General features: G+C 68.9%; 22 protein-coding genes. 13 read left to right on the forward strand and 9 right to left on the reverse strand.

Annotation, left to right across the window (positions count from 1 at the left end; genetic code table 11):
• Positions 1-60: 60 nt before the first annotated feature.
• Genes gspG through LZ005_RS16120 form a run of 13 tightly spaced genes read left to right on the forward strand, consistent with a single transcriptional unit; the run spans position 61 to position 12,958 of the window.
• Complete coding sequence (gene gspG, locus LZ005_RS16060; RefSeq protein WP_237809217.1) at positions 61-510, forward strand: type II secretion system major pseudopilin GspG; 450 nt, start codon at positions 61-63, stop codon at positions 508-510.
• A complete protein-coding gene (locus LZ005_RS16065) occupies positions 507-977 on the forward strand; it encodes a GspH/FimT family pseudopilin (protein WP_237809219.1) in 471 nt (156 codons plus the stop codon). Before gspG ends, LZ005_RS16065 begins: the two co-directional genes overlap by 4 nt.
• On the forward strand, positions 977-1,342 hold the full coding sequence (gene gspI / locus LZ005_RS16070; protein WP_237809224.1) for a type II secretion system minor pseudopilin GspI: 366 nt from the start codon (positions 977-979) through the stop codon (positions 1,340-1,342). The genes LZ005_RS16065 and gspI overlap by 1 nt, the downstream gene beginning before the upstream one ends.
• Positions 1,339-1,983: a type II secretion system protein J gene (locus tag LZ005_RS16075; RefSeq protein WP_237809226.1), complete on the forward strand. Its 645-nt coding sequence runs from the start codon at positions 1,339-1,341 to the stop codon at positions 1,981-1,983. The genes gspI and LZ005_RS16075 overlap by 4 nt, the downstream gene beginning before the upstream one ends.
• Positions 1,980-2,918, forward strand: coding sequence for a type II secretion system minor pseudopilin GspK (gene gspK / locus LZ005_RS16080; protein WP_237809230.1), 939 nt, complete (start codon positions 1,980-1,982; stop codon positions 2,916-2,918). Before LZ005_RS16075 ends, gspK begins: the two co-directional genes overlap by 4 nt.
• A gap of 18 nt (positions 2,919-2,936) precedes the next feature.
• Positions 2,937-4,106 carry a type II secretion system protein GspL gene (gene gspL, locus LZ005_RS16085; protein WP_237809231.1) on the forward strand — a complete coding sequence of 390 codons (1,170 nt, stop codon included), beginning with the start codon at positions 2,937-2,939 and terminating at the stop codon, positions 4,104-4,106.
• A complete protein-coding gene (gene gspM / locus LZ005_RS16090; protein WP_237809233.1) occupies positions 4,103-4,603 on the forward strand; it encodes a type II secretion system protein GspM in 501 nt (166 codons plus the stop codon). Before gspL ends, gspM begins: the two co-directional genes overlap by 4 nt.
• Positions 4,600-5,373 (forward strand): type II secretion system protein N, encoded by a 774-nt coding sequence (gene gspN, locus LZ005_RS16095; RefSeq protein ID WP_237809234.1) that lies wholly within the window; start codon positions 4,600-4,602, stop codon positions 5,371-5,373. The genes gspM and gspN overlap by 4 nt, the downstream gene beginning before the upstream one ends.
• On the forward strand, positions 5,370-7,532 hold the full coding sequence (gene gspD / locus LZ005_RS16100; protein ID WP_307727809.1) for a type II secretion system secretin GspD: 2,163 nt from the start codon (positions 5,370-5,372) through the stop codon (positions 7,530-7,532). Before gspN ends, gspD begins: the two co-directional genes overlap by 4 nt.
• Complete coding sequence (gene gspE, locus LZ005_RS16105) at positions 7,529-8,947, forward strand: type II secretion system ATPase GspE (RefSeq protein ID WP_237809239.1); 1,419 nt, start codon at positions 7,529-7,531, stop codon at positions 8,945-8,947. Before gspD ends, gspE begins: the two co-directional genes overlap by 4 nt.
• A gap of 1 nt (position 8,948) precedes the next feature.
• Positions 8,949-10,163, forward strand: a complete 1,215-nt coding sequence (gene gspF / locus LZ005_RS16110; protein WP_237809241.1) for a type II secretion system inner membrane protein GspF — start codon at positions 8,949-8,951, stop codon at positions 10,161-10,163.
• 11 nt (positions 10,164-10,174) lie between these two features.
• Complete coding sequence (locus LZ005_RS16115) at positions 10,175-10,756, forward strand: type II secretion system protein N (RefSeq protein WP_237809242.1); 582 nt, start codon at positions 10,175-10,177, stop codon at positions 10,754-10,756.
• A 3-nt stretch (positions 10,757-10,759) separates the two neighbouring features.
• Positions 10,760-12,958, forward strand: a complete 2,199-nt coding sequence (locus tag LZ005_RS16120) for a patatin-like phospholipase family protein (RefSeq protein WP_237809245.1) — start codon at positions 10,760-10,762, stop codon at positions 12,956-12,958.
• Here LZ005_RS16120 and LZ005_RS16125 read toward each other — a convergent pair whose 3' ends face one another.
• From LZ005_RS16125 to LZ005_RS16165, 9 genes are all read right to left on the reverse strand, one after another.
• Complete coding sequence (locus LZ005_RS16125) at positions 12,959-13,696, reverse strand: helix-turn-helix transcriptional regulator (protein WP_237809246.1); 738 nt, start codon at positions 13,694-13,696, stop codon at positions 12,959-12,961.
• Positions 13,697-13,849: 153 nt separating this feature from the next.
• The gene (locus LZ005_RS16130; RefSeq protein ID WP_237809247.1) at positions 13,850-14,038 is read right to left on the reverse strand and encodes a hypothetical protein; all 189 of its coding nucleotides are present in this window, start codon (positions 14,036-14,038) and stop codon (positions 13,850-13,852) included.
• A gap of 2 nt (positions 14,039-14,040) precedes the next feature.
• Complete coding sequence (gene hslU / locus LZ005_RS16135) at positions 14,041-15,366, reverse strand: ATP-dependent protease ATPase subunit HslU (RefSeq protein ID WP_237809250.1); 1,326 nt, start codon at positions 15,364-15,366, stop codon at positions 14,041-14,043.
• Positions 15,367-15,373: 7 nt separating this feature from the next.
• Positions 15,374-15,907: an ATP-dependent protease subunit HslV gene (gene hslV, locus LZ005_RS16140; protein ID WP_237809253.1), complete on the reverse strand. Its 534-nt coding sequence runs from the start codon at positions 15,905-15,907 to the stop codon at positions 15,374-15,376.
• A 63-nt stretch (positions 15,908-15,970) separates the two neighbouring features.
• On the reverse strand, positions 15,971-17,221 hold the full coding sequence (locus LZ005_RS21805) for an STAS domain-containing protein (protein ID WP_237809256.1): 1,251 nt from the start codon (positions 17,219-17,221) through the stop codon (positions 15,971-15,973).
• A 122-nt stretch (positions 17,222-17,343) separates the two neighbouring features.
• Positions 17,344-18,468 carry an RNA polymerase-binding protein DksA gene (gene dksA / locus LZ005_RS16150; protein ID WP_237809258.1) on the reverse strand — a complete coding sequence of 375 codons (1,125 nt, stop codon included), beginning with the start codon at positions 18,466-18,468 and terminating at the stop codon, positions 17,344-17,346.
• 110 nt (positions 18,469-18,578) lie between these two features.
• Complete coding sequence (locus LZ005_RS16155) at positions 18,579-19,631, reverse strand: GTP-binding protein (protein WP_237809260.1); 1,053 nt, start codon at positions 19,629-19,631, stop codon at positions 18,579-18,581.
• 106 nt (positions 19,632-19,737) lie between these two features.
• Positions 19,738-20,670: a tyrosine recombinase XerC gene (xerC, locus tag LZ005_RS16160; RefSeq protein WP_237809261.1), complete on the reverse strand. Its 933-nt coding sequence runs from the start codon at positions 20,668-20,670 to the stop codon at positions 19,738-19,740.
• 6 nt (positions 20,671-20,676) lie between these two features.
• The gene (locus LZ005_RS16165) at positions 20,677-21,345 is read right to left on the reverse strand and encodes a DUF484 family protein (RefSeq protein WP_237809262.1); all 669 of its coding nucleotides are present in this window, start codon (positions 21,343-21,345) and stop codon (positions 20,677-20,679) included.
• Positions 21,346-21,428: the final 83 nt, after the last annotated feature.

The following is a 21,428-nucleotide window of genomic DNA, read 5'->3' on the forward strand; positions in this document are numbered from 1 at the left end:
GCCGGGCCCGCGGCGCGGGCTTTATACTAAGCTTTCATTTTTTTCATTGCGATTCTACGTATGCAGACGTTCCCCCAACTGCGCCGCCCGGCGCGCGGCTTCACCCTGGTCGAAATCATGGTGGTGGTGGTCATCATTGGCGTGCTGGCGGCCCTGGTGCTGCCCAAGGTGCTGAACCGCACCGGCGAGGCGCGCGTGACGGCGGCCAAGACCGATATCGCGCGCATCATGCAGCAGCTGCAGATGTACAAGCTCGACAATCTGCGCTACCCGAGCGCCGAGCAGGGCCTGGAAGCCCTGGTCACGCGCCCGGCCAACGGCCCGGCCGCGCCCGGCTGGAAAGGCTATCTGGACGCCGTGCCCAAAGATCCCTGGGGCAATCCCTACCGCTACCTGAACCCCGGTGCGCGCACCGAGATCGAAGTCATTTCGCTGGGCGCCGACGGCAAGCCGGGCGGCAGCGGCGAAGATGCCGACATCAGCTCGGCAGACCTGAACGGCAGCAAATGATTGCAAGGCGCCCCGCACGGCTGGCGGGTTTCACGCTGGTGGAACTGCTGGTCGTGATGGTGATCCTCGGGGCGACGCTGGGCATGGTGTCCTATCGCATTACGGCCAGCGCCAAGCAGGCCCTGCACAACGAAGCCCAGCGCATCGCTCTGCTGCTGCAGACGGCGCGCGACGAGGCCATCGTGCGCAACCGCCAGATCGCGTTTGAAGCCGGCAGCGAGGGCTATGCCTTTGGCGTGCGCAAGGAAGACGGCTGGGAAACCCTGCAGCGCGACGAACTGCTGCATCCGCGCCAGTTCCAGCACCGGCCGCTGGTGCTGACCCTCGACCCGCCGAGCCCGCGCGGCGAGGTGCGCATCGTGTTCGGGCGCGAGCCGGTCGACAAGCCTTTCCGGCTGCGCCTGGCCGACGGCGAGGACAGCGTGCTGCTGCGCGCCGACGGCATCGGCCATTTCGAGGTGCAATAGTGGGGCGCGCGCGCGGCTTCACTCTGCTGGAAGTGCTGGTGGCCCTGGTCATCGTCGGCACGGCCCTGGGCGCCTCGCTGCGCGCGGTCGGCAGCCTGACGGCCAATAGCAATGGCCTGCGCAGCCATATGATGGCCTCGTGGTCGGCCGAGAACCGCCTGGTCCAGCTGCGCCTGGCGGGCACCTTTCCCGATATCGGCAAGCGCGGCTTCGCCTGCCCTCAGGGCGACCTCAAGCTCGTGTGCGAGGAGGAAGTGCTGGCCACGCCGAATCCGCGTTTTCGCCGCGTCGAGGTCAGCGTCTACGAAGCCAGTGAGCCGAACCGGCGCATCCTGAAACTGGTCCAACTGGTGTTGCAACAATGAAGCGATCGACTGGTTTTACCCTCGTCGAGCTGCTGGTGGCGATCAGCATCCTGGCCATCGTCGCCGTGCTCGGCTGGCGCGCGATGGACAGCATCATCCGCGCGCGCGAACGTCTGGTCGAACAGATGGATGTGACGCGCGGCATGCAGCTGGCCTTCGCCCAGCTGCAGAGCGACACCGAACACATCGTGCCGCTGGCCATGCTGCACGGGCGCCAGAGCCTGGCCGCCGACGGCAACAAGCTGACCCTGGTGCGCACGGTCGAGAACGAAAACGAGCCGGTCGCGCTGCAGGTGGTGTCCTACCGCGTGCGCGACGGCGTGCTGGCGCGGCGCGAATCGGCCAGCACGCGCGAACTGAAGGAGCTCGACCAGCTGTGGCAGGCGGCCGTGCAGGACGCCGATCCCCAGCCCGGTCTGCCATTGCAGAAAGGCGTGAGCGGCATGACGGTGCAATTGTTCGAACAGGGCGCCTGGCGCCTGAGCACGGCGCCGGCCCCGCTGCCGCCCTCGCTGCAGCCGGGCGCCACGCCGACCCGCACGCCGCTGGCGCCGAGCCGCCCGAGCGGGCTCGAAGTGGCGCTGCAGGTGGGCACCATGGCCAGCAGCATGAGCAAGGTCTTCCTGTTGGGGGGCGGATGAAGCGCCAACGCGGGGTGGCCGTCGTCACGGCCCTGTTGCTGACCACGCTGGCCGTGACCATCGTGGCCAGCCTGTTCTGGCAGCAGCAGGTGCAGGTGCGCTCGATGGAGAACCAGCGTCTGCATCTGCAGACCCAGTGGATTCTGCGCGGCGCCCTCGATTTCGCCCGCCTGATCCTGCGCCAGGACGCCAATGACCGGCCGCTGGCGACGACCCTGGACGCGCCGTGGGCGACCCCGGTGGCCGAAACCCGGCTCGACCAGTACATCGAGCGCGAGCGCCTGGAAGGCGAAAACTATGATGCGACACTTTCAGGACTGATTCAGGACGCTCAGGCGCGTTACAATCTCGCCAACCTCGCGCAGAACCGCAAGATCAATGAGGACCAGGTCAAGGTGTTCGAGCGTCTGCTGGCCAATGTGCGCCTCGACCCGTCGCTGGCGCGCCGCACGGCCCTGCAGATGCGCCGCAGCCAGCAGCCGCCGCTCGGCGCCGAGCCCGACCCCGATGGGGCGCAGGCGGGTCTCGAACTGAGCAGTGTGGACGATCTGCTGGCCGTGCCCGGCTTCACGCCCGAGGCCCTGAGCCGCCTGCGCGAGCTGGTGGTGCTGCTGCCGCAGCCGACGGCCGTGAACATCAACACGGCCGGACCGGAAGTGCTGGCGGCGCTGATGAATGTGAGCGTGTCCGAAGCCACGGCCTGGACCGAGCGGCGCAAGAGTGCCTACTGGCGCACGGCGGCCGATTTCCAGGCCCAGGTGGGCAAGCAGGTGGCGCAGAACGTGTCGATCAACACGATCAGCGAGTATTTTCTGGTGACGAGCCGGATCCGCCTCGAGCGTGCGACGCTCAATGCGGTCTCGCTCATCGAACGCAAAATGGGACCGAGTAATCCGACCCTGCCGACCCAAGTCCTGTGGACGCGGCAGATTTAGCCAAGCAAGGGAGATGCATTGACGACCCTCTACCTGCGCCATCCGGCGCGCGCCCTCGGCAGCCAGGCCAGCTGCCAGTATGCGCTGGCCAGCGATCAGGGCGGTCTGCTGCAGCAGGGCCTGCTGGGCCTGGCCGCGCTGGCCGAGCTGGTGGCCGGCGCGCGCCGTGTGGTGCTGATTCTGGCGGCCGCCGATGTCACCCTGGTGCGCCTGCCGGTGCCGCCGCTGGCCGGCGCGCGCCTGAAGGCCGCGCTGCCGAATCTGGTGGAAGACCATGTGCTGGGCGACCCGGCCGAGTGCGTGCTGGCCGCCAGCGCCGCCGACGCCGAGGGGCGGCGCACGATCGCCGTGGCCGAGCGCGCCTGGGTGGCCGAGCTGGCCCAGCGTCTGCTGGCCCAGGGCGCGCGCCAGCTGCGCATCGTCCCGGCCCCGCTCTGCCTGCCGCCGGGCACGGCCGCCATCCACCAGGGCGACCTGGCCGTGCGCCTGAATGCGGACGAGGGCGCCGGTCTGGTGCTCGAAGCCGAGGCCGGCGCCGTGCTGGCCGCGGCCAGTGCCCTCGGCGCCGAGCGCCTGCTGGTGCCGGCCCCCGAGCGCGCCGCCTATGCGGGCGCCGAGATCGCCGTCGAGGCCGATGCCTGGCCGGTCTGGATCGCTGGCGCCGCCAGCGCGCCGATCGACCTGGCGCCGGCGCTGGGCGCGGCCGGCGCCGCCCAGATCGACTGGAAGCGCTACCGCTGGCCGGCCGCCCTGGCCGTGCTGGCGCTGCTGGTCAATGCCCTGGCCCTGAACCTCGAATGGCTGCGCCTCAAGCGCGAGGCCGATGCCGTGCGCCAGTCGATGTTCCAGACCTACAAGGCGGCCTATCCGAACGCGCCCGAACCGCTCTATCCGGCCGAACAGCTGCGGCGCGCCGTGCTCAGCGCGCGCGCCGGCAGCGGCCAGCTGGCGCCGACCGATTTCATCTGGCAGAGCGCGGCCATCGGCGAGGCCCTGAACGCGGCCAATCCCAAGCCGGCCGTGCTGGCCCTGAATTTCAATGACAATGTGCTGACCGTGAAACTGCGTCCCGATTCCCTGCGTCCCGGCGTGCTCGAGCAGGTGCGCGGCGCGCTCGGCGCGCGCGGCCTGATCGTCAGCGAGACCCAGCCCGGCCTGTGGCAGCTGCGCGTCAAGGAGGGCAAATGATGGGCCAGTTCACACAGTACTGGGAGGCCCGCAGCGCCCAGGAGAAACGCCTGCTGCTGGCGGCCGCGGCCGTGGTGCTGCTGGCCCTGGTCTACAGCCTGCTGTTCGAACCGGCCGTGCGCGGCCGCGCCCAGTTGCAGCGCGACCTGCCCAATCTGCGCCAGGAAGCGGCCCAGATGCAGGCGCTGGCAGCCGAGGCGATCGAACTGCAAAAGCGCAATGCCGCGGCGCCGGCCCCGGTCAGCAAGGACAGTCTGGCCGCCAGCCTGGCCGCGCGCAGCCTGCAGCCGAGCAATATCGTCGTCAGCGGCGAATTCATCAAGCTGGAATTCAAGGGCGTCGCGTTTGCCAATGTGCATGCCTGGCTTGATCAGTTGCGCCGCGAGAACATGGTGCTCGTGCAGGAAGCGAGCTTTGTGCCGCAGGGGCCGGCCGGCCAAGTCGATGTCAGCCTGAGCCTGCGCCAGCACCAGGCGCTGGGGGCCAATCCGCAATGAAGCGTGCGTTCTGGTGGCTGCTGGCCGGCGGCCTGAGCGCGGCCCTGACGGTGGCCGCTTTCCTGCCGGCTTCGGTGCTCGGCAGCGTGGTCGAGGCCCGCACGGCAGGCCGTTTGACGCTCGGGGATGCGCAGGGTACGCTGTGGCGCGGTTCGGCCTTTATCGGCGGCGCCGCCGGCGAGGGCGGGGCCGTCACGCCGCTGCTGCCGGGGCGCTTCAGCTGGGAGCTGTCGCCCTTGTCGCTGCTGGGCATGGTGCGCCTGAGCCTGGCCAATCCCGAGGCCCTGGCCCAGCCCGTCAGCCTGAGCGGCTCCTGGACGCAATGGCGGCTCAGCGCCGGCGTGCTGCGCCTGCCGGCCGATGGCTTGGCCGGCCTGGGCGCGCCGCTCAACACGATGGCGCCGAGCGGCACCATGCGCCTGAGCTGGAGCGGGCTGGACGTGGCCAGCAGCGCCGGCCAGATCAGCGTGCAGGGCAGCACGCTGCTCGAATTGCTCGACATGGCCTCGCGCCTGTCGCCGCTGCGCCCGCTCGGCAGCTATGCGCTGAGCATGGACTGGCGCGGCCAGCAGGCGGCGCTCGATTTACGCACGCTGCGCGGGGCCCTGGTCCTGAACGGCAATGGCGTTCTGGCCAACGGACGCCTGACATTTTCGGGACGCGCGCAAGCGGCCCGCGGATACGAGGAAGCGCTGGCGGGCCTGCTGAATCTGCTGGGCCAGCGCCGTGTGGAAGGCGACAACACCTATATCGCGTTAGAGTTCAAATGATGAAAACACAGACCCGTAGCACTACGACTTTCCCCGCGCTGCGCCGCCTGTCGGCCGGCGTTCTGCTGTGCTGCGCGATGACCGTGCAGGCTGCTCCGGCGGCCGAACAGGCGGCCCTGAATTTTGTCGGCGCCGATATCGAGGCGGTGATCAAGGCGGTCGGCCACTACACGGGCCAGACCTTCATCATCGACCCGCGTGTCAAGGGCACGCTGACCCTGGTGTCCGAAACCCCGGCCACCAAGGCCCAGGCCTTCCAGCTGCTGGCCTCGGCGCTGCGCCTGCAGGGCTACGCGATCGTCGCCGGCGAGGGCTTCGCCAAGGTGGTGCCGGAAGCCGACGCCAAGCTGCAGTCGGGCCCGGTGCAAGTGGGCAGCCAGGCCGCCCTCAAGGGCGATCAGGTGGCCACCCAGGTCTTCCATCTGCAGTATGAATCGGCCGTCAATCTGGCCGGCGTGATCAAGCCGCTGATTTCGCCGAACAACACGGTCAACGCCAACCCGGGCAATAACACCCTGGTCGTCACCGACTACGCCGACAACCTCAAGCGCATCGCCAAGATCGTCGCCTCACTCGACGCGCCGGCCAATGGCGACATCGACGTGGTGCCGGTCCAGTATGCGGTGGCCAGCGATATCGTCACCCTCGTCAACAAGCTGATGGAAGGCGGCGCCCAGGGCGGCGACGCGGCCGCGCGCACCGCCGTGCTGGCCGACCCGCGCACCAACAGTCTGCTGATCCGCGCGGCCACGCCGGCGCGCGCGGCCCAGGCCAAGTCCCTGATCGCCAAGCTCGATCTGCCGACGGCGCGGGCGGGCAATGTGCACGTGGTCCCGCTGAAGAACGCCGACGCCGTGCAGCTGGCCGCCACCCTGCGCGCCGTCATCAGCGGCGAGGGTTCGCTGCCGACGCGCCAGAGCGGCACCCAGGGCGGCTCGGTCACGGCCGGCAGCACCTCGGGCAGCGGCGGCGCCTCCAGCGTCTCCAACCAGCAGCAGCAGGCCAACAACCAGCAGGGCAATCTGACCCAGCAGGCCAGCCAGCTGGCCGGCGGCGGTGGCGCCAGCGGCGCCGGCTATATCCAGGCCGATGCGGCCACCAACACCCTGATCATCACGGCCAGCGAAGCCGTCTACCGCAATCTGCGCGCCGTGATCGACCAGCTCGACACGCGCCGCGCCCAGGTCTATATCGAGGCCCTGGTGGTCGAGGTGTCGTCGAACAAGGCGTCCGAATTCGGCGTGCAGTGGCTCGGCCTGTCGGGCGATGGCAACAGCAATTACCGCGTCGGCACGCTGCAGAACTTCGCCGGCGGCAGCACCCCAAGCGGCACCTCGAACAGCCTGACGGCCCTGGCCACGGGCAAGGGCGCCGTGCTGCCCGGCCCCGGCATGTCGATCGGCGTGTTCCGCCAGATTAACGGCCAGCTCGGCCTCGGCGCCCTGGCCCATCTGCTCGAAACGGATGCGAATGCGAACATCCTGTCGACGCCGCATGCGCTGACGGTCGATAACGAACTGGCCTCGATCAAGGTCGGCAAGAACGTCCCCATCATCAGCGGCCAGTTCACCACGGCCGCCGGCGGCGCCAACGCCAATCCCTTCCAGACCATCGACCGGCGCGACGTCGGCCTGATCCTCAAAGTGCGCCCGCAGATTTCGGAAGGCGGCACCATCAAGCTGGCCATCTACAACGAGTCCTCGAGCGTCGACCCGGCCTCGCTCAACGCCAGCTCGGGCGTGACCATCAATAACCGCGTCATCGAGAACAATGTGATCGCCGAGGACGGCCAGATCATCGTGCTCGGCGGCCTGATCGAAGACAGCGAAGGCGACGGCGTCGAGAAGGTCAGCGGCCTGGGCGACCTGCCGATCATCGGCAATCTGTTCAAGTACCAGACGCGGGCGCGCAAGAAGACCAATCTGATGGTCTTCCTGCGTCCGCTGATCGTGCGCACCCCGAACCAGAGCGAGAACCTGGCCCTGGACCGCTACGACTACATGCGCGCCGAGGGCCAGCGCGCGCTGCCGGCCGACAGCGCCCTGGTGCGCGATCTGGGCGCGCCCGTGCTGCCCCAGCTGAACAAGGGCCAGCCGCCGGCCGGCGGCCAGATGGCCACCCGTCCGGTCCCGGCCCAGCCCGAGGCCAAGCAGCCATGAGCCAGCTCCTGCCGTATGCCTTCGCGCGCGACCACGGCGTGCTGGCGCGCCCGGACGACAGCGCCGGCCTGGTCGAACTGTGCATCGCGCCCGGCAGCGCGCCGGCCGCGATCGCCGAAGTCTCGCGCCGCTTCGGGCGCGTGCGCATCACCCGCATGGAGCGCGCCGCGCTCGACGCCGCCATCGCCCAGAGCTATGCGGGCGCCAGCGGCGACGCCTCCCAGGTGGCCGACGAATTCGAGGCCGACCTCGACCTGACCAAGCTGCTCAACGACGTGCCGGCCATCGAGGACCTGCTCGAATCGAGCGATGACGCGCCCGTGATCCGCATGATCAATGCGCTGCTGACCCAGGCCCTGCGCGAAGGCGCTTCCGACATCCACATCGAGCCCTTCGAGCAGCATTCGGTCGTGCGCTTTCGCATCGACGGCGCGCTGCGCGACATCGTCAAGCCGCGCAAGGCCATCCACGCCTCGCTGATCTCGCGCATCAAGATCATGTCGCAGCTCGACATCGCCGAGAAGCGCCTGCCGCAGGACGGCCGCATCACCCTGCGCGTGGGCGGCAAGCCGGTCGACGTGCGCGTGTCGACTCTGCCGACCGGGCATGGCGAACGGGCCGTGCTGCGTCTGCTCGACAAGGAAGCCGGCCGTCTCGATCTGGCCCACCTCGGCATGGGCGCGGCCCTGCTGCCGCAGTTCGACACGCTGATCAAGCAGCCGCACGGGATCGTGCTGGTGACCGGACCGACCGGCTCGGGCAAGACCACCACTCTGTACGCGGCGCTGTCGCGCCTGAACGCGAGCACCACCAATATCCTGACCGTCGAAGACCCGATCGAATACGACCTGCAGGGCATCGGCCAGACCCAGGTCAATCCGCGCATCGACATGAGCTTTGCCAAGGCCCTGCGCGCGATCTTGCGCCAGGACCCGGACGTGATCATGATCGGCGAGATCCGCGACCTCGAAACCGCGCAGATCGCCGTGCAGGCCTCGCTCACCGGCCACCTGGTGCTGGCCACCCTGCACACCAACGACGCCGCGGCCGCCGTCACCCGCCTGCTCGACATGGGGATCGAACCCTTCCTGCTGTCGTCCTCGCTGCTGGGCGTGCTGGCCCAGCGCCTGGTGCGCAAGCTGTGCGTGCACTGCCGGCGCGAGGAGGGCGGCCAGTGGCATGCGGTCGGCTGCGAGCATTGCGGCCACACCGGCTATCAGGGCCGGGTCGGGGTCTACGAGCTGCTCGAGACGACCGACGCGATCCGCGCCCAGATCCACGACCGCGCCTCGGAAGCCGAGATCCGCACCGCCGCCCAGCGCGGCGGCATGCTGAGCATGCGCGAAGATGGCGAGCGCTGGCTGCGCGATGGCACCACCACCCTCGCCGAACTGCTGCGCGTGACCAAGGACTGAGATGCCCGCCTTCCGTTACGAAGCCGTCGATGCCGGTGGCGCCAGCCGCAAAGGGGTGCTCAATGCCGACAGCGCGCGCGCCGCACGCGCCGAGCTGCGCTCCCAGGGCCTGACCCCGCTGCAGGTCGAGGCGATCGCCACCCAGGTGGCGGGCGGGCAGCGCCGCGCTGCCTTCGGCGAGCGCCTGAGCGCCACCGAGCAGGCCCTGTTCACGCGCCAGCTGGCCAGCCTGCTGGGCGCCGGCCTGCCGCTCGAACAGGCGCTGACGGCCCTGCTCGACCAGGCCGAGCGCCCCTATGTGCGCGACCTGATCGCCTCGATCCGCGCCGAAGTGGTGGGCGGGGCGCCGTTCTCGGAAGCGCTGGCGCGCCATCCGCGCGACTTCGAGGAGATCTACCGCGCGCTGGTCGCCTCGGGCGAACAGATCGGCCATCAGGAACGCGTGCTGGGCCGCCTGGCCGACTACATCGAGCGCCGCAATGCGCTGATGGACAAGGTCACCCAGGCCTTCATGTATCCGGCCATCGTCACCGTGCTGGCCTTCGCCATCGTGATCTTCCTGCTCACCTATGTGGTGCCGCAGATCGTCTCGGTGTTCGCCGCCACCAAGCAGAACCTGCCGCTGCTGACGACGGTGATGCTGGCGATCTCGGACTTTGTGCGCCACTACGGCCTGTATGTGGCCGTGCTGGCGGTGGCGGCCGGCTGGATGCTGCGGCGCGCCCTGCGCGAGCCGGCCCTGCGCCTGCGCTGGCACACCTGGCTGCTGACGGCGCCGCTGTACGGGCGCTTCGAGCGCAGCCTGAACACGGCGCGCTTTGCCTCGACCCTGGCGATCACCACCGGCTCGGGCGTGCCGATCCTGCGTGCGCTCGACACCAGCCGCGACACGCTGTCCAACCTGGCCATGAAGACCCTGGTCGAAGACGCCACCAACAGCGTGCGCGAAGGGGTCAGCCTGGCGCGCGCGCTGAGCGTGCAGAAGCACTTCCCGCCGATGCTGATCCACATGATCCGCGCCGGCGAAATCACCGGCGAGCTGGCCGCCATGCTCGAACGCGCGGCCGACGCCCAGCAGCAGGACCTGGAGCGGCGCGCGCTGCGCATGGCCGGCCTGCTGGAGCCGGTGTTGATCATCGCCATGGGCCTGGTCGTGCTGCTGATCGTGCTGGCCGTGCTCATGCCCATCATCGAAATTAACCAACTGGTGCGCTAAGGAGGATGCCCATGAAGCGCTTGCCCTTTATTCTCGGCCTGCTTGCAGTGGTGGCCCTGTCCAGTTCCCTCGCTTACTGGGGAATGCAATGGTGGCGCCCGGCCCAGCGGCCGCTGGCGGCCCTGCCCGCGGCCAGCGTGCAGGCGCCGCCGGCCGATGCCGCCGCCACCCTGTTCGGCGGCCAGGCCGTGACGGCCGTGGCCAGCAACTACCAGCTCAAGGGCGTGGTGGCGGCCAGCCGCGCGGCCGATGGCGTGGCCATCATCGCCGTCGACGGCAAGGCGCCGGCCGCCTACAAGGTCGGCAAGGAAGTCGCGCCCGGCGTCACCGTGCAGGAGGTGCAGGCGCGCTTCGTGCTGCTGGCCGAAGGGCCGGCCATCAAGCGCATCGAACTGCCGCCCGAGCCGCGTGGCGGCAGCGGCGCCGGCGCCCCCGCGGCCCCGGCCACGCCGGCCCCGGTCACGCCGATGACCCCGCCGCCGGTGCCGCAGACCCCGTCCATGCCGCCGACCTCGGTCACGCCGACGCCGAGCATGATGATGCCGCCGCCGCAGACCGGCAGCGGGAATACCAATCAACCGAGCAGCAAGTAAGCCGTGCTGCGCAAGTTCCTGCCCGTTCTGCTGTGCGGCGTGCTGCTGGCGCCCGCCGCGCCGGCCAATGATGCGGCGCCCGCCCTGCAGCGGCCGAAAGTGGCGCTGGTGCTGTCCGGCGGCGGCGCGCGCGGCTTTGCCCACATCGGCGTGCTGCGCGTGCTGCGCGAACTGCGGGTGCCCGTCGATATCGTGGTCGGCACCTCGATGGGCTCCGTGGTCGGCGGCGCGTATGCGGCCGGGGCCTCGGTGAGCGAACTCGAACGCATCGCGCGCGAGACCGACTGGGGCGCCGTGATCGCCGACCGGCCCGCGCGCGACATGCTGGCCTTTCGCCGCCGCGAAGAGGACATCCTGCTGCCGTCGCGCATCGAATTCGGCGTCTCGCGCGAGGGCCTGACGCTGCCGCCGGCCGCCGCCGGCAATGCCACGCTCGAAAAGGTGCTCGGCGACGCGCTCCCGCCCGGCACGCGCGACAAGCCGGTCAACCAGCTGCCGCTGCCATTTCGCTCGGTCGCGTCGGACCTGGTGACGGGCGAACTGGTCGACCTGGCCGACACCCCCCTGTTCCTGACCCTGCGCGCCTCGCTGGCCGTGCCCGGCGTGTTCCAGCCGGTGCGCGTGCGCGACCGCCTGGTGGTCGACGGTGGCCTGGTGCGCAATCTGCCGGTCGACATGGCCCATGCGATGGGCGCCGACGTGGTCATCGCCGTCAATGTCGGCACCCCGCTGGCGCCGGAGAAGGATCTGCGCAGCGCGATCGGCGTGGCCAACCAGATGCTGCAGATCCTGACCGAGCAGAACGTGCAGCGCTCGATCAAGGAGCTGCTGCCCCAGGATATCCTGATCGCGCCCGACCTGAGCGGCGTGAGCTTCCTCGATTTCCAGAACTATGCGCGCGCCATCGACCTGGGCGAGCAAGCCGCGCGCGCCATGGCCCCGCGCCTGGCGGCCCTGGCCCTGGACGCCCAGGCCTATGCCGTGCACGAACACCGGCGCCTGGCCGCGCCGGCCCTGGACGACGCGCCGCTGCCGCTGGCCAAACTCGAAGTGCAGGCCAGCGGGAATCTGGAGCCGGACGCGCTGGCCGCCCAGAGCGGCCTGGAACGCGGCGCCCCGGTCACGCGCGCCCAGGTGCGCGAGGCCGTGCATAGCCTGTACGGGCGCGGCGACCTGCAGCGCGTCGAGGCCGACGTCAACGACGACGGCGGCAAGCGCACGGTGACGATCCGCGCGGCCGAATCGCCGTGGGCCACCAACCGCGCGCGCGTCGGCCTCGAACTGGCCAGCGACTTCCGCGATACGAACAACTTCGCGCTCAAGCTGATGCACGTGCGCTCGGCCCTCAATCCGTCCGGCGGCGAGCTGCGCACCGTGGCCCGGATCGGCACCCAGCGCGCCTTCGGCATGCAGTTCTTCCAGCCGCTCGGGGCGGGCGCCAACTGGTATGTGGCGCCGGATATCCAGTACAACTCGTTCGGCAGCGATGTCTTCAACGACGGCCACCGGCAGGCGCGCCTGTCGTATGACACGGCCAGCGTCAGCGCCGTGCTGGGCCGCCAGATCGGCAATTTCGGCGATCTGCAGTTCGGCATCGCGCGCCAGCGCATCGGCATCCGCAAGACGATTCCTGATGACGCCTTGGCCGTGCATGGCTTCGACATCACCCACTTCCTGCGCTACCGCGTCGACACCCTCGATTCGCTGGCCTTCCCCAGCCGCGGCATGCTGATCAACGCCGAGCTGCAGCAGTCGACCGCCGACACCACCCACGACGCCCAGGCGCGCTCCGCGTTCAGCTGGCTGGGCGCCTTCCATCGGGCCGAATGGGCCGGGCATGCGGCGTTTGAATGGGCGCGCGCGCGCCAGGGGACGGCGCCGCAGGTGCTCGGTGGTTTCCTGCGCCTGTCCGGCACCGCCACCGATTCGGTGCAGGGACGCTCGGTGGCGCTGACGCGCCTGGTCATGGCGCGCAAGATGATGACCCTGCCTTCAGCCCTCGGTGGGCTGATGCGCGTGGGTTTCTCAGTCGAGGCGGGCGGTGGTTTCGACCACGATCAGCCGATCCGCGGCGCCTCGTTCAAGCAGGCCGGCAGTGCCTTCGTCTCGGTCGATACGCGCTTTGGCCCGGCCTTTCTGGCCCTGGGCGCGACCAAGGACGGCGCGCGCACGGCCTATGTCTTCCTCGGGCCGATCTGGTGATCAGCGCGCGCGCCGCAGCGCGGTGAAGGCGGCGAATTCCCACGAACGCAGGCCGACGATCAGGGTGACGCCGTCGCGCGCTTCGGGCGCCTGGCGGCGGTCGTTCTGGTGCAGGCGTCCGAGTTCGGCCGCCAGCTGCTGCACCTTCTGCGCGGCCTCGTGGGCGCTGGCCGCGGTCAGGCGCGCCGGCACCACCATCAGGGTTTCGCCGGGGCCGTCGAAGCGGCCGCCGAAATAATCCTGCACCACGTGCTGGCGGAAGTAGTGCTGCACCGGGCCGTCCGGCTGCCAGTGGAAGGCGTTCGACACGCGCAGGCTGTAGCGGTTGTAGGGTTTCAGTTCGATCAGGCCAAGCCGGTCGAGTTCCGCCAGCAGGCCGATGCACTCGGCTTCACTCAGCGTGTAGGTCTCGGTCACCTGCTCCAGGCTCCAGTGGCCGAGGCAGCAGATCGCCATCAGCAGCAGGCGCGGATTGGCCACCAGGGCCTTTTCCTGCTGCGCCGTGAGGCGATCGAGTTCGGGCCGCACTTCGGCCGCGCCGCGCAGCACTTCGTCCATGCCGATGCCGGCCGCCTTGCAGATCTGGGCCAGGCGCGACAAGGCCATGTCCTTCTGCGCGAACATGCGCTTGACCGAGGATTCGCTCATGCCGATGCGTTCGGCCAGGGCTTTGTAGGTGATGCCGGCGGCGCGCAGCTGGCTGCGCAGGACGTGCAGAACGAGTTCGGGGGAGCTCATGAAGGGCCTCGGGGTCTGGGAAACGCGCCCCAATGTACCGAATTACGGTGCTTTTCTCAAGGCGCTGGCCGAATTCGGCCAATCTGGCGATACTGCGCTCCGCATCGCGGTACAGGGCAAGCGGCCCTGGCCGCGCGGCCCCCGCCCCTGAGCTTATTCCCCGTCTTCCTTCTTCAGCGCCTGCTTGGCGGCGCGCCGCAGGGCGCCTTCGGCCTTGCGGTGGCTGCCGGCCGCGCGCTGGCCCGCCGCCACCGCGAGCGGATTGCGCGGCTTGCCGTACTTCTGGCTCGGCTCGACGCGGATGCGCATCTTCTGGCGGGTGGCGAGGGCTTTGTTGGCCATGCTCAGAGCACGTAGCGCGACAGGTCTTCGTTCTCGGCCAGCTGGTCGAGACGCTGGTCGACATAGGCCGCGTCGACGGTGACGGTGCTGCCGCTTTGCTGGGTGGCCGTGAAGCTGATCTCCTCGAGCAGCTTCTCCATCACCGTGTACAGGCGGCGCGCGCCGATGTTCTCGGTACGCTCGTTGACCTGGAAGGCGATTTCGGCCAGGCGCGTGATGCCGGCCGGTGTGAACTCGACCTGCACGTCCTCGGTCGCCAGCAGGGCCTGATACTGCTTGGTCAGGCAGGCGTCGGTGCTGGTCAGGATGCGCTCGAAATCGGCGATCGACAGCGACTCCAGTTCGACCCGGATCGGGAAGCGGCCCTGCAGCTCGGGAATCAGGTCCGAGGGCTTCGACAGGTGGAAGGCGCCCGAGGCGATGAACAGGATATGGTCGGTCTTGATCATGCCGTACTTGGTGTTCACGGTCGTGCCTTCGACCAGGGGCAGCAGGTCGCGCTGGACGCCGGCGCGCGAGACGTCGGCCCCGCCGGTCTCGGCGCGCGCCGTGATCTTGTCGATTTCGTCGAGGAAGACGATGCCGTTCTGCTCGACGTTCTGGACGGCGCGCTGCTTGAGCTCTTCCTCGTTGACCAGCTTGGCCGCTTCCTCGTCGGTCAGCAGCTTGAGCGCTTCCTTGATCTTCAGCTTGCGCGACTTCTTGCGCTGGTTGCCGATCCCCGAGAACATCGTCTTGATCTGCTCGGTCATCTCTTCCATGCCGGGCGGGGCCATGATCTCCATCTGGGGCAGGCCCTCGGCCACCTCGACCTCGACTTCCTTGTCGTCGAGCTGGCCCTCGCGCAGGCGCTTGCGGAAGGTCTGGCGCGTGCTGTCGTCCTTCGGTTCGTTGCTGGCAAAGCCGAAGTCGCGCGGCGGCGGCAGCAGGATGTCGAGGATGCGGTCCTCGGCTGCGTCCTGGGCGCGCTGGCGCACCTTGGCCATTTCCGACTGGCGCGTCTGCTTGACGCCGATGTCGACCAGGTCGCGGATGATGGTGTCGACATCGCGTCCGACATAGCCGACTTCGGTGAACTTGGTCGCCTCGACCTTGATGAAGGGCGCATCGGCCAGCTTGGCCAGGCGGCGCGCGATCTCGGTCTTGCCGACCCCGGTCGGGCCGATCATCAGGATGTTCTTCGGGGTGATTTCGTGGCGCAGCGGCTCGTCCACCTGCTGGCGGCGCCAGCGGTTGCGCAGGGCGATGGCGACGGCGCGCTTGGCCTTGGCCTGGCCGACAACGTGTTTATCGAGTTCGGAGACGATCTCTTGCGGGGTCATGTTCATGCCGGCCTCACAGGGTTTCGATGATGTGGTTCAGATTCGTGTAAATGCACAGCTCGCCGGCGATGGTCAGGGCTTTCTTGACGATCTCGGCCGGGGGCATCTCGGTGTTCTCGTACAGTGCGCGCGCGGCCGACTGGGCATAGCTGCCGCCCGAGCCGATGGCGCCCAGGCCGTCGTTCGGCTCGAGCACGTCGCCGTTGCCGGTGATGATCAGGGTGCTGTCGTGGTCGGCCACCAGCAGCATCGCCTCGAGGCGGCGCAGCATGCGGTCGGTACGCCAGTCCTTGGCCAGCTCGACCGAGGCGCGCATCAGGTGGCCCTGGTGTTTTTCCAGCTTGGCTTCAAAACGGTCGAGCAGGGTGAACGCATCGGCCGTGCCGCCCGCGAAGCCGACCAGGACCTTGCCCTGGTAGACCTTGCGCACCTTGCGCGCGGTGCCCTTCATCACGATATTGCCGAGGGTGACCTGGCCGTCGCCGCCGAGGGCGACCTCGTTGCCGCGCCGAACGCAGAGGATGGTGGTGCCGTGAAATTGTTCCATGTTGCTTCCTAGTTCAGGTGAAAGCAGCAGATGGGGGCACTTTCCCCGATTGCAATGGCCGCTTCAGTACTTGTGCGGGTAGAGGCCCGCGACCTCGCCCATGCCCAGCAGGCGCAGCAAGCCGGCAACCAGGTGGCTGAGCGCGCGAAATTCAATCGTGATGCCGGCCTCGGCCAGCGGGCGCAGACGCGCCAGCAGGGCGCTGGCGGCCGCGTAGTCGAGCCGGCGCAGGGCGCTGCAGTCGAAGATCAGCTTGCCGTGTTCGGCCAGGTGGGCCTCGAAGGCCGGCACGCTGCCGCTCAGCTCGCCGACGAGGGGGAAGCGCGCCGACCCCAGGGACGGCGGGCGCGCCGCGCCGGCGGCGGCCACCGGGGCCACGAACTGGGGTGGCGAGACCTCGTAGGTGATGCAGTAGTCGATCGCCACCGTCTCGAATTCTTCGGCCCGATCGAGGCGTTGCAGCAGCTCGAGCAGCAGCAGCCACGGGGCCGGGTCGGCGCTGGCCACGCCGGTCTGCAGCTGCGGGCGCAGTATGGCCGCGAGCTCGGCCACACCGGCCAGCGGCAGCTGCGGGTGGCGGCGCAGGCTGGCGTGCAGCAGGGCGGCGCCGGCGGCGTCGATGGCGCGCACGGCGCTGGCGTCGAGCGTCGCGGTGGGCTGGGCGTCGAGCTGCGCCAGCAGGGGCGCCAGGCTGGCGTCGAGGTGGGAGGGCAGGGCCACACTGGCGCCAGCCGGGGCGGCGTGGCTGGCGCTGGTGGCTGCAGCCAGGCCCTGCCAGGGCGGCGGCGAGGTTTCGAAGACTTCGGCATAGGCGATCGACAGCTGCTCGAAGGCGGCCGCGTCGTCACAGGCCTGGTACAGGTCGAACAGCATCCACCACAGCGGGCGCTCGCCGCGTCCGCTGGCCGCAATGGCCGCTTCGAGCATGGCGCGGGCGGCCGCGGCGTCGCCATTGGCATAGATGAGGGCGGCCTCCTCGGCCACGTTTTCCTCGGGCGCGCTGGGGACGGCGGCCTGCATTTCCTCGTCGGTCAGCAGCAGGGTGGTCGGAAAGTCCTGCATGACCAGGGTGTCGGGATCGGCCGGCAGCGGCGGCTGCACCTGGCGCGGCACCCGCCGCGGCGCATCCTCGAACAGGTCGGAGGTCATGGCCAGTTCGATCGCGTCGATCTTCATGGCGGTGGCGCGCGCAATCTCGCGCTGGCGCGCGCGCTCGGCCTCGCTGTGCAGGGCCAGGCGCGTGGGCTCGCCTGCCGGCGAGATCCCCAGGCCTGCCTCGTCATCCTTTTTCTTGAAAAGGGAGAAAATCCCCACCGTGTGTCCTCCGTCACCCGCGACCATAGCACAGGCACGCGCGGCGCGTCTGTTCAGGCCCGCGCGCAAATAAAAAAGCATGCGCCGCGGCGCATGCTTTTCGGGGCCGGAGCCGGTACCGCTTAGTCGCCGTAGAGCTTTTGCTTGAGCTCGCGGCGCTGCTGAGCTTCGAGCGACAGCGTGGCGGTCGGACGGGCGATCAGACGCGGGATGCCGATCGGCTCGCCGGTTTCCTCGCACCAGCCGTAGTCGCCGTTTTCGATGGCCTGCAGCGATTGCTGGACTTTTTTCAGCAGCTTGCGTTCGCGGTCGCGCGTGCGCAGTTCGAGCGCATGTTCTTCCTCGATCGTGGCGCGGTCGGCCGGGTCCGGCACGAGGACGGTTTCGCGCAGGTGCTCGGTGGTTTCACCGGCGTTCTTGAGCAGGTCGCGCTCGAGTTGCTGCAAGCGCGCCTTGAAGAAGGCGAGTTGCGCCGCGTTCATGTAGTCCTTGTCGCTCATTGCCCGGATTTCAGCTTCGGACAAGACCGGACCGTCCGAACCTGCGGCGGGGGGCGATTGTTTTGCTTTGCTCATAACTTCACTTACCTTCGATACGACAGACGGATTCATTTTATCAGCTAAGGCTGCGGGGGCCGGGGCCGGTTCCGCAGCACTGGCCGGCTTAGCGGCTGGCGCACGAGTTGCTTGCTTCGAGCTGGCTTCCTCACGCGGCGCCGGCTTGTTGGCGATGGCAGCGCTGGCAGTGTCGGCCTTTTTACGGGTGGCCGGCGCGCTGGCGCTGGTGGCAGGAGCGGCCTTGGCACGGGTGGCCTTGGCCGGGCTCGCTGCGGCCGCCTTGGTCTTGCTGGCGGCGCTACTGCTGGTCTTGCTGACGGCCTTGCTTGCGGCCGTTTTCTTGGCCGCCGTGGCGGCCGGTTTGGCGGCCGGGCTTGCCGCCGCTTTTGCTGCAGGCTTGGCCGCGGCTGCCTTCACGGGCTTGGCGGCGGCTGGCTTGGCGGCGGCGGCTTTGGCCGCCGGCTTGGCCGCCGGTGCCGCCTTGGCCTTGGCCGGCGCGGCCTTGGCAGCGGCCTTCACCGGGGCCTTGGCGGCGGGCTTGGCCGCGGCCTTGGTCTTGCTGGCTGGCTTGGCAGCGACACTGCTTTTGGCCTTGGTCTTGCTGTCTGCTGCAATGCTGCCGGTGATCTTCTTGGCGATTGCCGTGGCGACCGTTTTCAACAGGCCGCCGGACTTCGCGCGCTTCGTCACGGTTTCCTTCATATTGCCATCCCGATGTCTTCCCTCCGCCACGCTGGCGTTGCGTTTCTTTCGTTATGCACGGCAAGGCTGCAGGCCGTGGTTTGCAAAACCCGGCTAGTTTATACCAAACACTGCTCCAAACCACGGATAAAGATGTCTTTTGGTAGGTTTTTGCCAATAAAAACCATCTTGCTGCCACGTTCCTCATCGGGACCCCATTTCGCGCCGAGGTCGCTGCCCATCATCTGGTGCACGCCCTGGAACACCACCTTGCGGTCGGCGCCCTGCATCAGCAGCACGCCCTTGTAGCGCAGCATGCGCGGCCCGAAGGCCTGGACCAGGCTGCCCAGGAACTCGTCCAGACGCTCGGGATCGAAGGGGCGCTGGCTCTTGAACACGAAGGCGGCGATGTCGTCCGTGTGGTGGCTGTGGTGGTGGTCGTGGTGGTCGTGGCTGTGGTCGCAGTGCTCGGTATGCACATGCTCGTGTTCGTGTTCGTGGCCGTGGGCTTCGTCGGCCGTCAGGAAATCCGGATCGAGCTCGAGTTTGTCGTTCAGATTGAAGCCGCGCAGGTCGAGCACTTCGCGGAAATCGACCTGGCCGAAGGCGGATACGGCGATCTCGGCGCGCGGGTTGATGCGCTTCAGGCGCGTGCGCAGGGCGGCCAGCTGCTCCGCGTTGACGAGGTCGGTCTTGGACAGCAGGATCTTGTCGGCGAAGCCGACCTGGCGCTGCGCTTCCTCGTGCTCGTCGAGCTGCTGCATGGCGTGGCGCGCGTCGACCACGGTGACCACGGCGTCGAGCAGATAGTGGCCATTGACTTCCTCGTCGACAAAGAAGGTCTGGGCTACCGGGCCCGGATTGGCCAGGCCGGTGGTCTCGATGACGACGCGGTCGAAAGCCAGCTCGCCGGCGTCGCGGCGGCGCGCCAGGCCGCACAGGGCCTCGATCAGGTCGCCGCGCACGGTGCAGCAGATGCAGCCGTTGTTCATTTCGACGATCTGCTCCTGGCTGTCCTGGACCAGGATCTCGTTGTCGATATTCTCCTGGCCGAATTCGTTTTCGATGACGGCGATGCGCATGCCGTGCTGCCCCTGCAGGATCTGGTTGAGCAGGGTGGTTTTGCCGGCGCCGAGAAAGCCGGTCAGGATGGTGGTCGGAATCAGTGCCATGGTGTTCCCGTTCAGAAGACAGGGGATTATGCCGGAATTCCCCGCCTGCATCCAATGGCGTGCGGGCCGTTTGCGCCAGATCAGCGTCGCCGATCCGGGCCGGAACTTACTTCATCTTCGCGCGCGGGTGGGCCTGGTCATACACGGCCGCCAGGTGCTGGAAATCGAGGGCCGTGTAGACCTGGGTCGAGGTGATGCTGGCATGCCCGAGCAGATCCTGGACGGCGCGCAGATCGCCCGAGGACTGCAGCAGATGCGAGGCGAACGAGTGGCGCAGCACGTGCGGATGGACCTGCACGGCGGTGCCGACGCGCAGCGCGTGCTGCTTCAGGCGCAGCTGGATCACGCGCGCGCTCATGCGGCGCGCGCGCTGGTTGAGGAACAGGGCCAGGCTGCCATCGGCCGCGGCCGGACGCACGGCCAGCCAGGCGCGCAGGGCCGCCAGCGCGTGGCTGCCGACCGGCACCGTGCGGCGCTTGTTGCCCTTGCCGGTGACGCTGACTTCGGCGCCGTCGAGCTCGAGCCAGCCGAGCGAGGGCGGCGGCCCGGCCTGGTAGTGCAGGTCGAGCCCGGCCAGTTCGCTGACCCGCAGCCCGCTCGAATACAGCAGCTCGAACATGGCGCGGTCGCACAGCTCGGCCGGGGTCGGCATGGCGGCCGGGCGCGCCGTGCTGGCCACCAGGTGCACGGCGTCGTCGACCGACAGGGCCTTGGGCAGGGATTTCGGGCGTTTCGGCGCGCGCACACTATCGACCGGATTGGCCGTCAGCGTGGTCTGGTGCGCGAGCCAGCCGAAAAAGCCGCGCCAGCTCGACAGCTTGCGCGCGATCGTGCGCGCGCTCACGCCCTGGCTGTGCAGGCGCGCGCTGGCGCGCCGGATATCGGCCTGGCGCACGCGCGTCCAGTCGGCCTGGCCGCACAGGGCGGCCAGTTCGGCCAAGTCGCGCCGGTAGGCGTCCAGCGTATGGGGTGACAGCTGGCGCTGGGTTGCCAGCACCGCCAGGTAGCGCTGCGACCAATCCGTGCCGGCCGCGTCCATGGGGATTTAGCCGCGCAGGGCGCCGAGCGCCGCGGCGGCGGTGTCGGCGATGTGGAGCAGGAAGTCGGTGCCCATCTGGGCCGTGAAGCGCTGGGCGTCGGGCGAGCCCAGCAGCAGCAGGCCAAACGGACGGGCGCCGGCCGCATCGCGCAGCGGCAGGATGGCGGTCGACTGCACGGCGGCGGCGTCGGCCAGCCAGCGCAGGGCCTCGAACTCCTTGTTCGGACCGCAGTAGGGCGTGGCCAGGCTGGCCGCGAACAGGCGCGCGTCCTCGCTCACGTCCTGGGTGTACCAGGCGTCCTGGTGGTCGGGGCCGAGGTCCCACAGACGCAGGCCGACCTGGGGCACATGGAACTGGCTGGCCAGCTGCTCGACCAGCACGGCCGGCAGATCGGCCGCCAGACGGGCGCGCAGCAGGGCCGCGGTCCAGGCCTGGAATTTGGTGGCGATGGCGGCATTCTCATTGGCCGTGCGGATCAGCTCGGCCATATGCAGTTCGAGCGCCTTGTACTTGTCGCGCATGACTTCCATCTGGCGTTCCTGCAGCGAGACGGCGCGCCCCGTGAGCGGGCTCGACAGCTTGATCTGACCGAGCAGGGCAGCATGTTCCTCGAAGAAGTGCGGATTGTCTGCCAGGTACTGGGCGATCAGGGCGGAGTCGACGGTGTCGGTCATTGCGGTCAGGGCGAAAGATGAAACGCGGCTATTCTACCCGAGGCAGCCTGCGGCGGCGAAAAAAAAGGACGCCCGCAGGCGTC

Origin of the sequence: Massilia sp. TS11, from assembly GCF_022012445.1 — a bacterium.
GTDB lineage: Bacteria > Pseudomonadota > Gammaproteobacteria > Burkholderiales > Burkholderiaceae_D > Telluria.

Excerpts from the sequence above, each read along its gene's own strand:
- gspG (WP_237809217.1), top strand. The coding sequence starts at position 61 with ATGCAGACGTTCCCCCAACTGCGCCGCCCGGCGCGCGGCTTCACCCTG.
- gspM (WP_237809233.1), top strand. The coding sequence starts at position 4,103 with ATGATGGGCCAGTTCACACAGTACTGGGAGGCCCGCAGCGCCCAGGAG.
- LZ005_RS16115 (WP_237809242.1), top strand. The coding sequence starts at position 10,175 with ATGAAGCGCTTGCCCTTTATTCTCGGCCTGCTTGCAGTGGTGGCCCTG.
- gspE (WP_237809239.1), top strand. The coding sequence starts at position 7,529 with ATGAGCCAGCTCCTGCCGTATGCCTTCGCGCGCGACCACGGCGTGCTG.
- hslV (WP_237809253.1), bottom strand. The coding sequence starts at position 15,907 with ATGGAACAATTTCACGGCACCACCATCCTCTGCGTTCGGCGCGGCAAC.
- xerC (WP_237809261.1), bottom strand. The coding sequence starts at position 20,670 with ATGGACGCGGCCGGCACGGATTGGTCGCAGCGCTACCTGGCGGTGCTG.
- gspK (WP_237809230.1), top strand. The coding sequence starts at position 1,980 with ATGAAGCGCCAACGCGGGGTGGCCGTCGTCACGGCCCTGTTGCTGACC.
- gspN (WP_237809234.1), top strand. The coding sequence starts at position 4,600 with ATGAAGCGTGCGTTCTGGTGGCTGCTGGCCGGCGGCCTGAGCGCGGCC.
- LZ005_RS16125 (WP_237809246.1), bottom strand. The coding sequence starts at position 13,696 with ATGAGCTCCCCCGAACTCGTTCTGCACGTCCTGCGCAGCCAGCTGCGC.
- gspD (WP_307727809.1), top strand. The coding sequence starts at position 5,370 with ATGATGAAAACACAGACCCGTAGCACTACGACTTTCCCCGCGCTGCGC.
- gspF (WP_237809241.1), top strand. The coding sequence starts at position 8,949 with ATGCCCGCCTTCCGTTACGAAGCCGTCGATGCCGGTGGCGCCAGCCGC.
- hslU (WP_237809250.1), bottom strand. The coding sequence starts at position 15,366 with ATGAACATGACCCCGCAAGAGATCGTCTCCGAACTCGATAAACACGTT.
- LZ005_RS16165 (WP_237809262.1), bottom strand. The coding sequence starts at position 21,345 with ATGACCGACACCGTCGACTCCGCCCTGATCGCCCAGTACCTGGCAGAC.
- LZ005_RS16130 (WP_237809247.1), bottom strand. The coding sequence starts at position 14,038 with ATGGCCAACAAAGCCCTCGCCACCCGCCAGAAGATGCGCATCCGCGTC.
- LZ005_RS16075 (WP_237809226.1), top strand. The coding sequence starts at position 1,339 with ATGAAGCGATCGACTGGTTTTACCCTCGTCGAGCTGCTGGTGGCGATC.
- LZ005_RS16065 (WP_237809219.1), top strand. The coding sequence starts at position 507 with ATGATTGCAAGGCGCCCCGCACGGCTGGCGGGTTTCACGCTGGTGGAA.
- LZ005_RS16155 (WP_237809260.1), bottom strand. The coding sequence starts at position 19,631 with ATGGCACTGATTCCGACCACCATCCTGACCGGCTTTCTCGGCGCCGGC.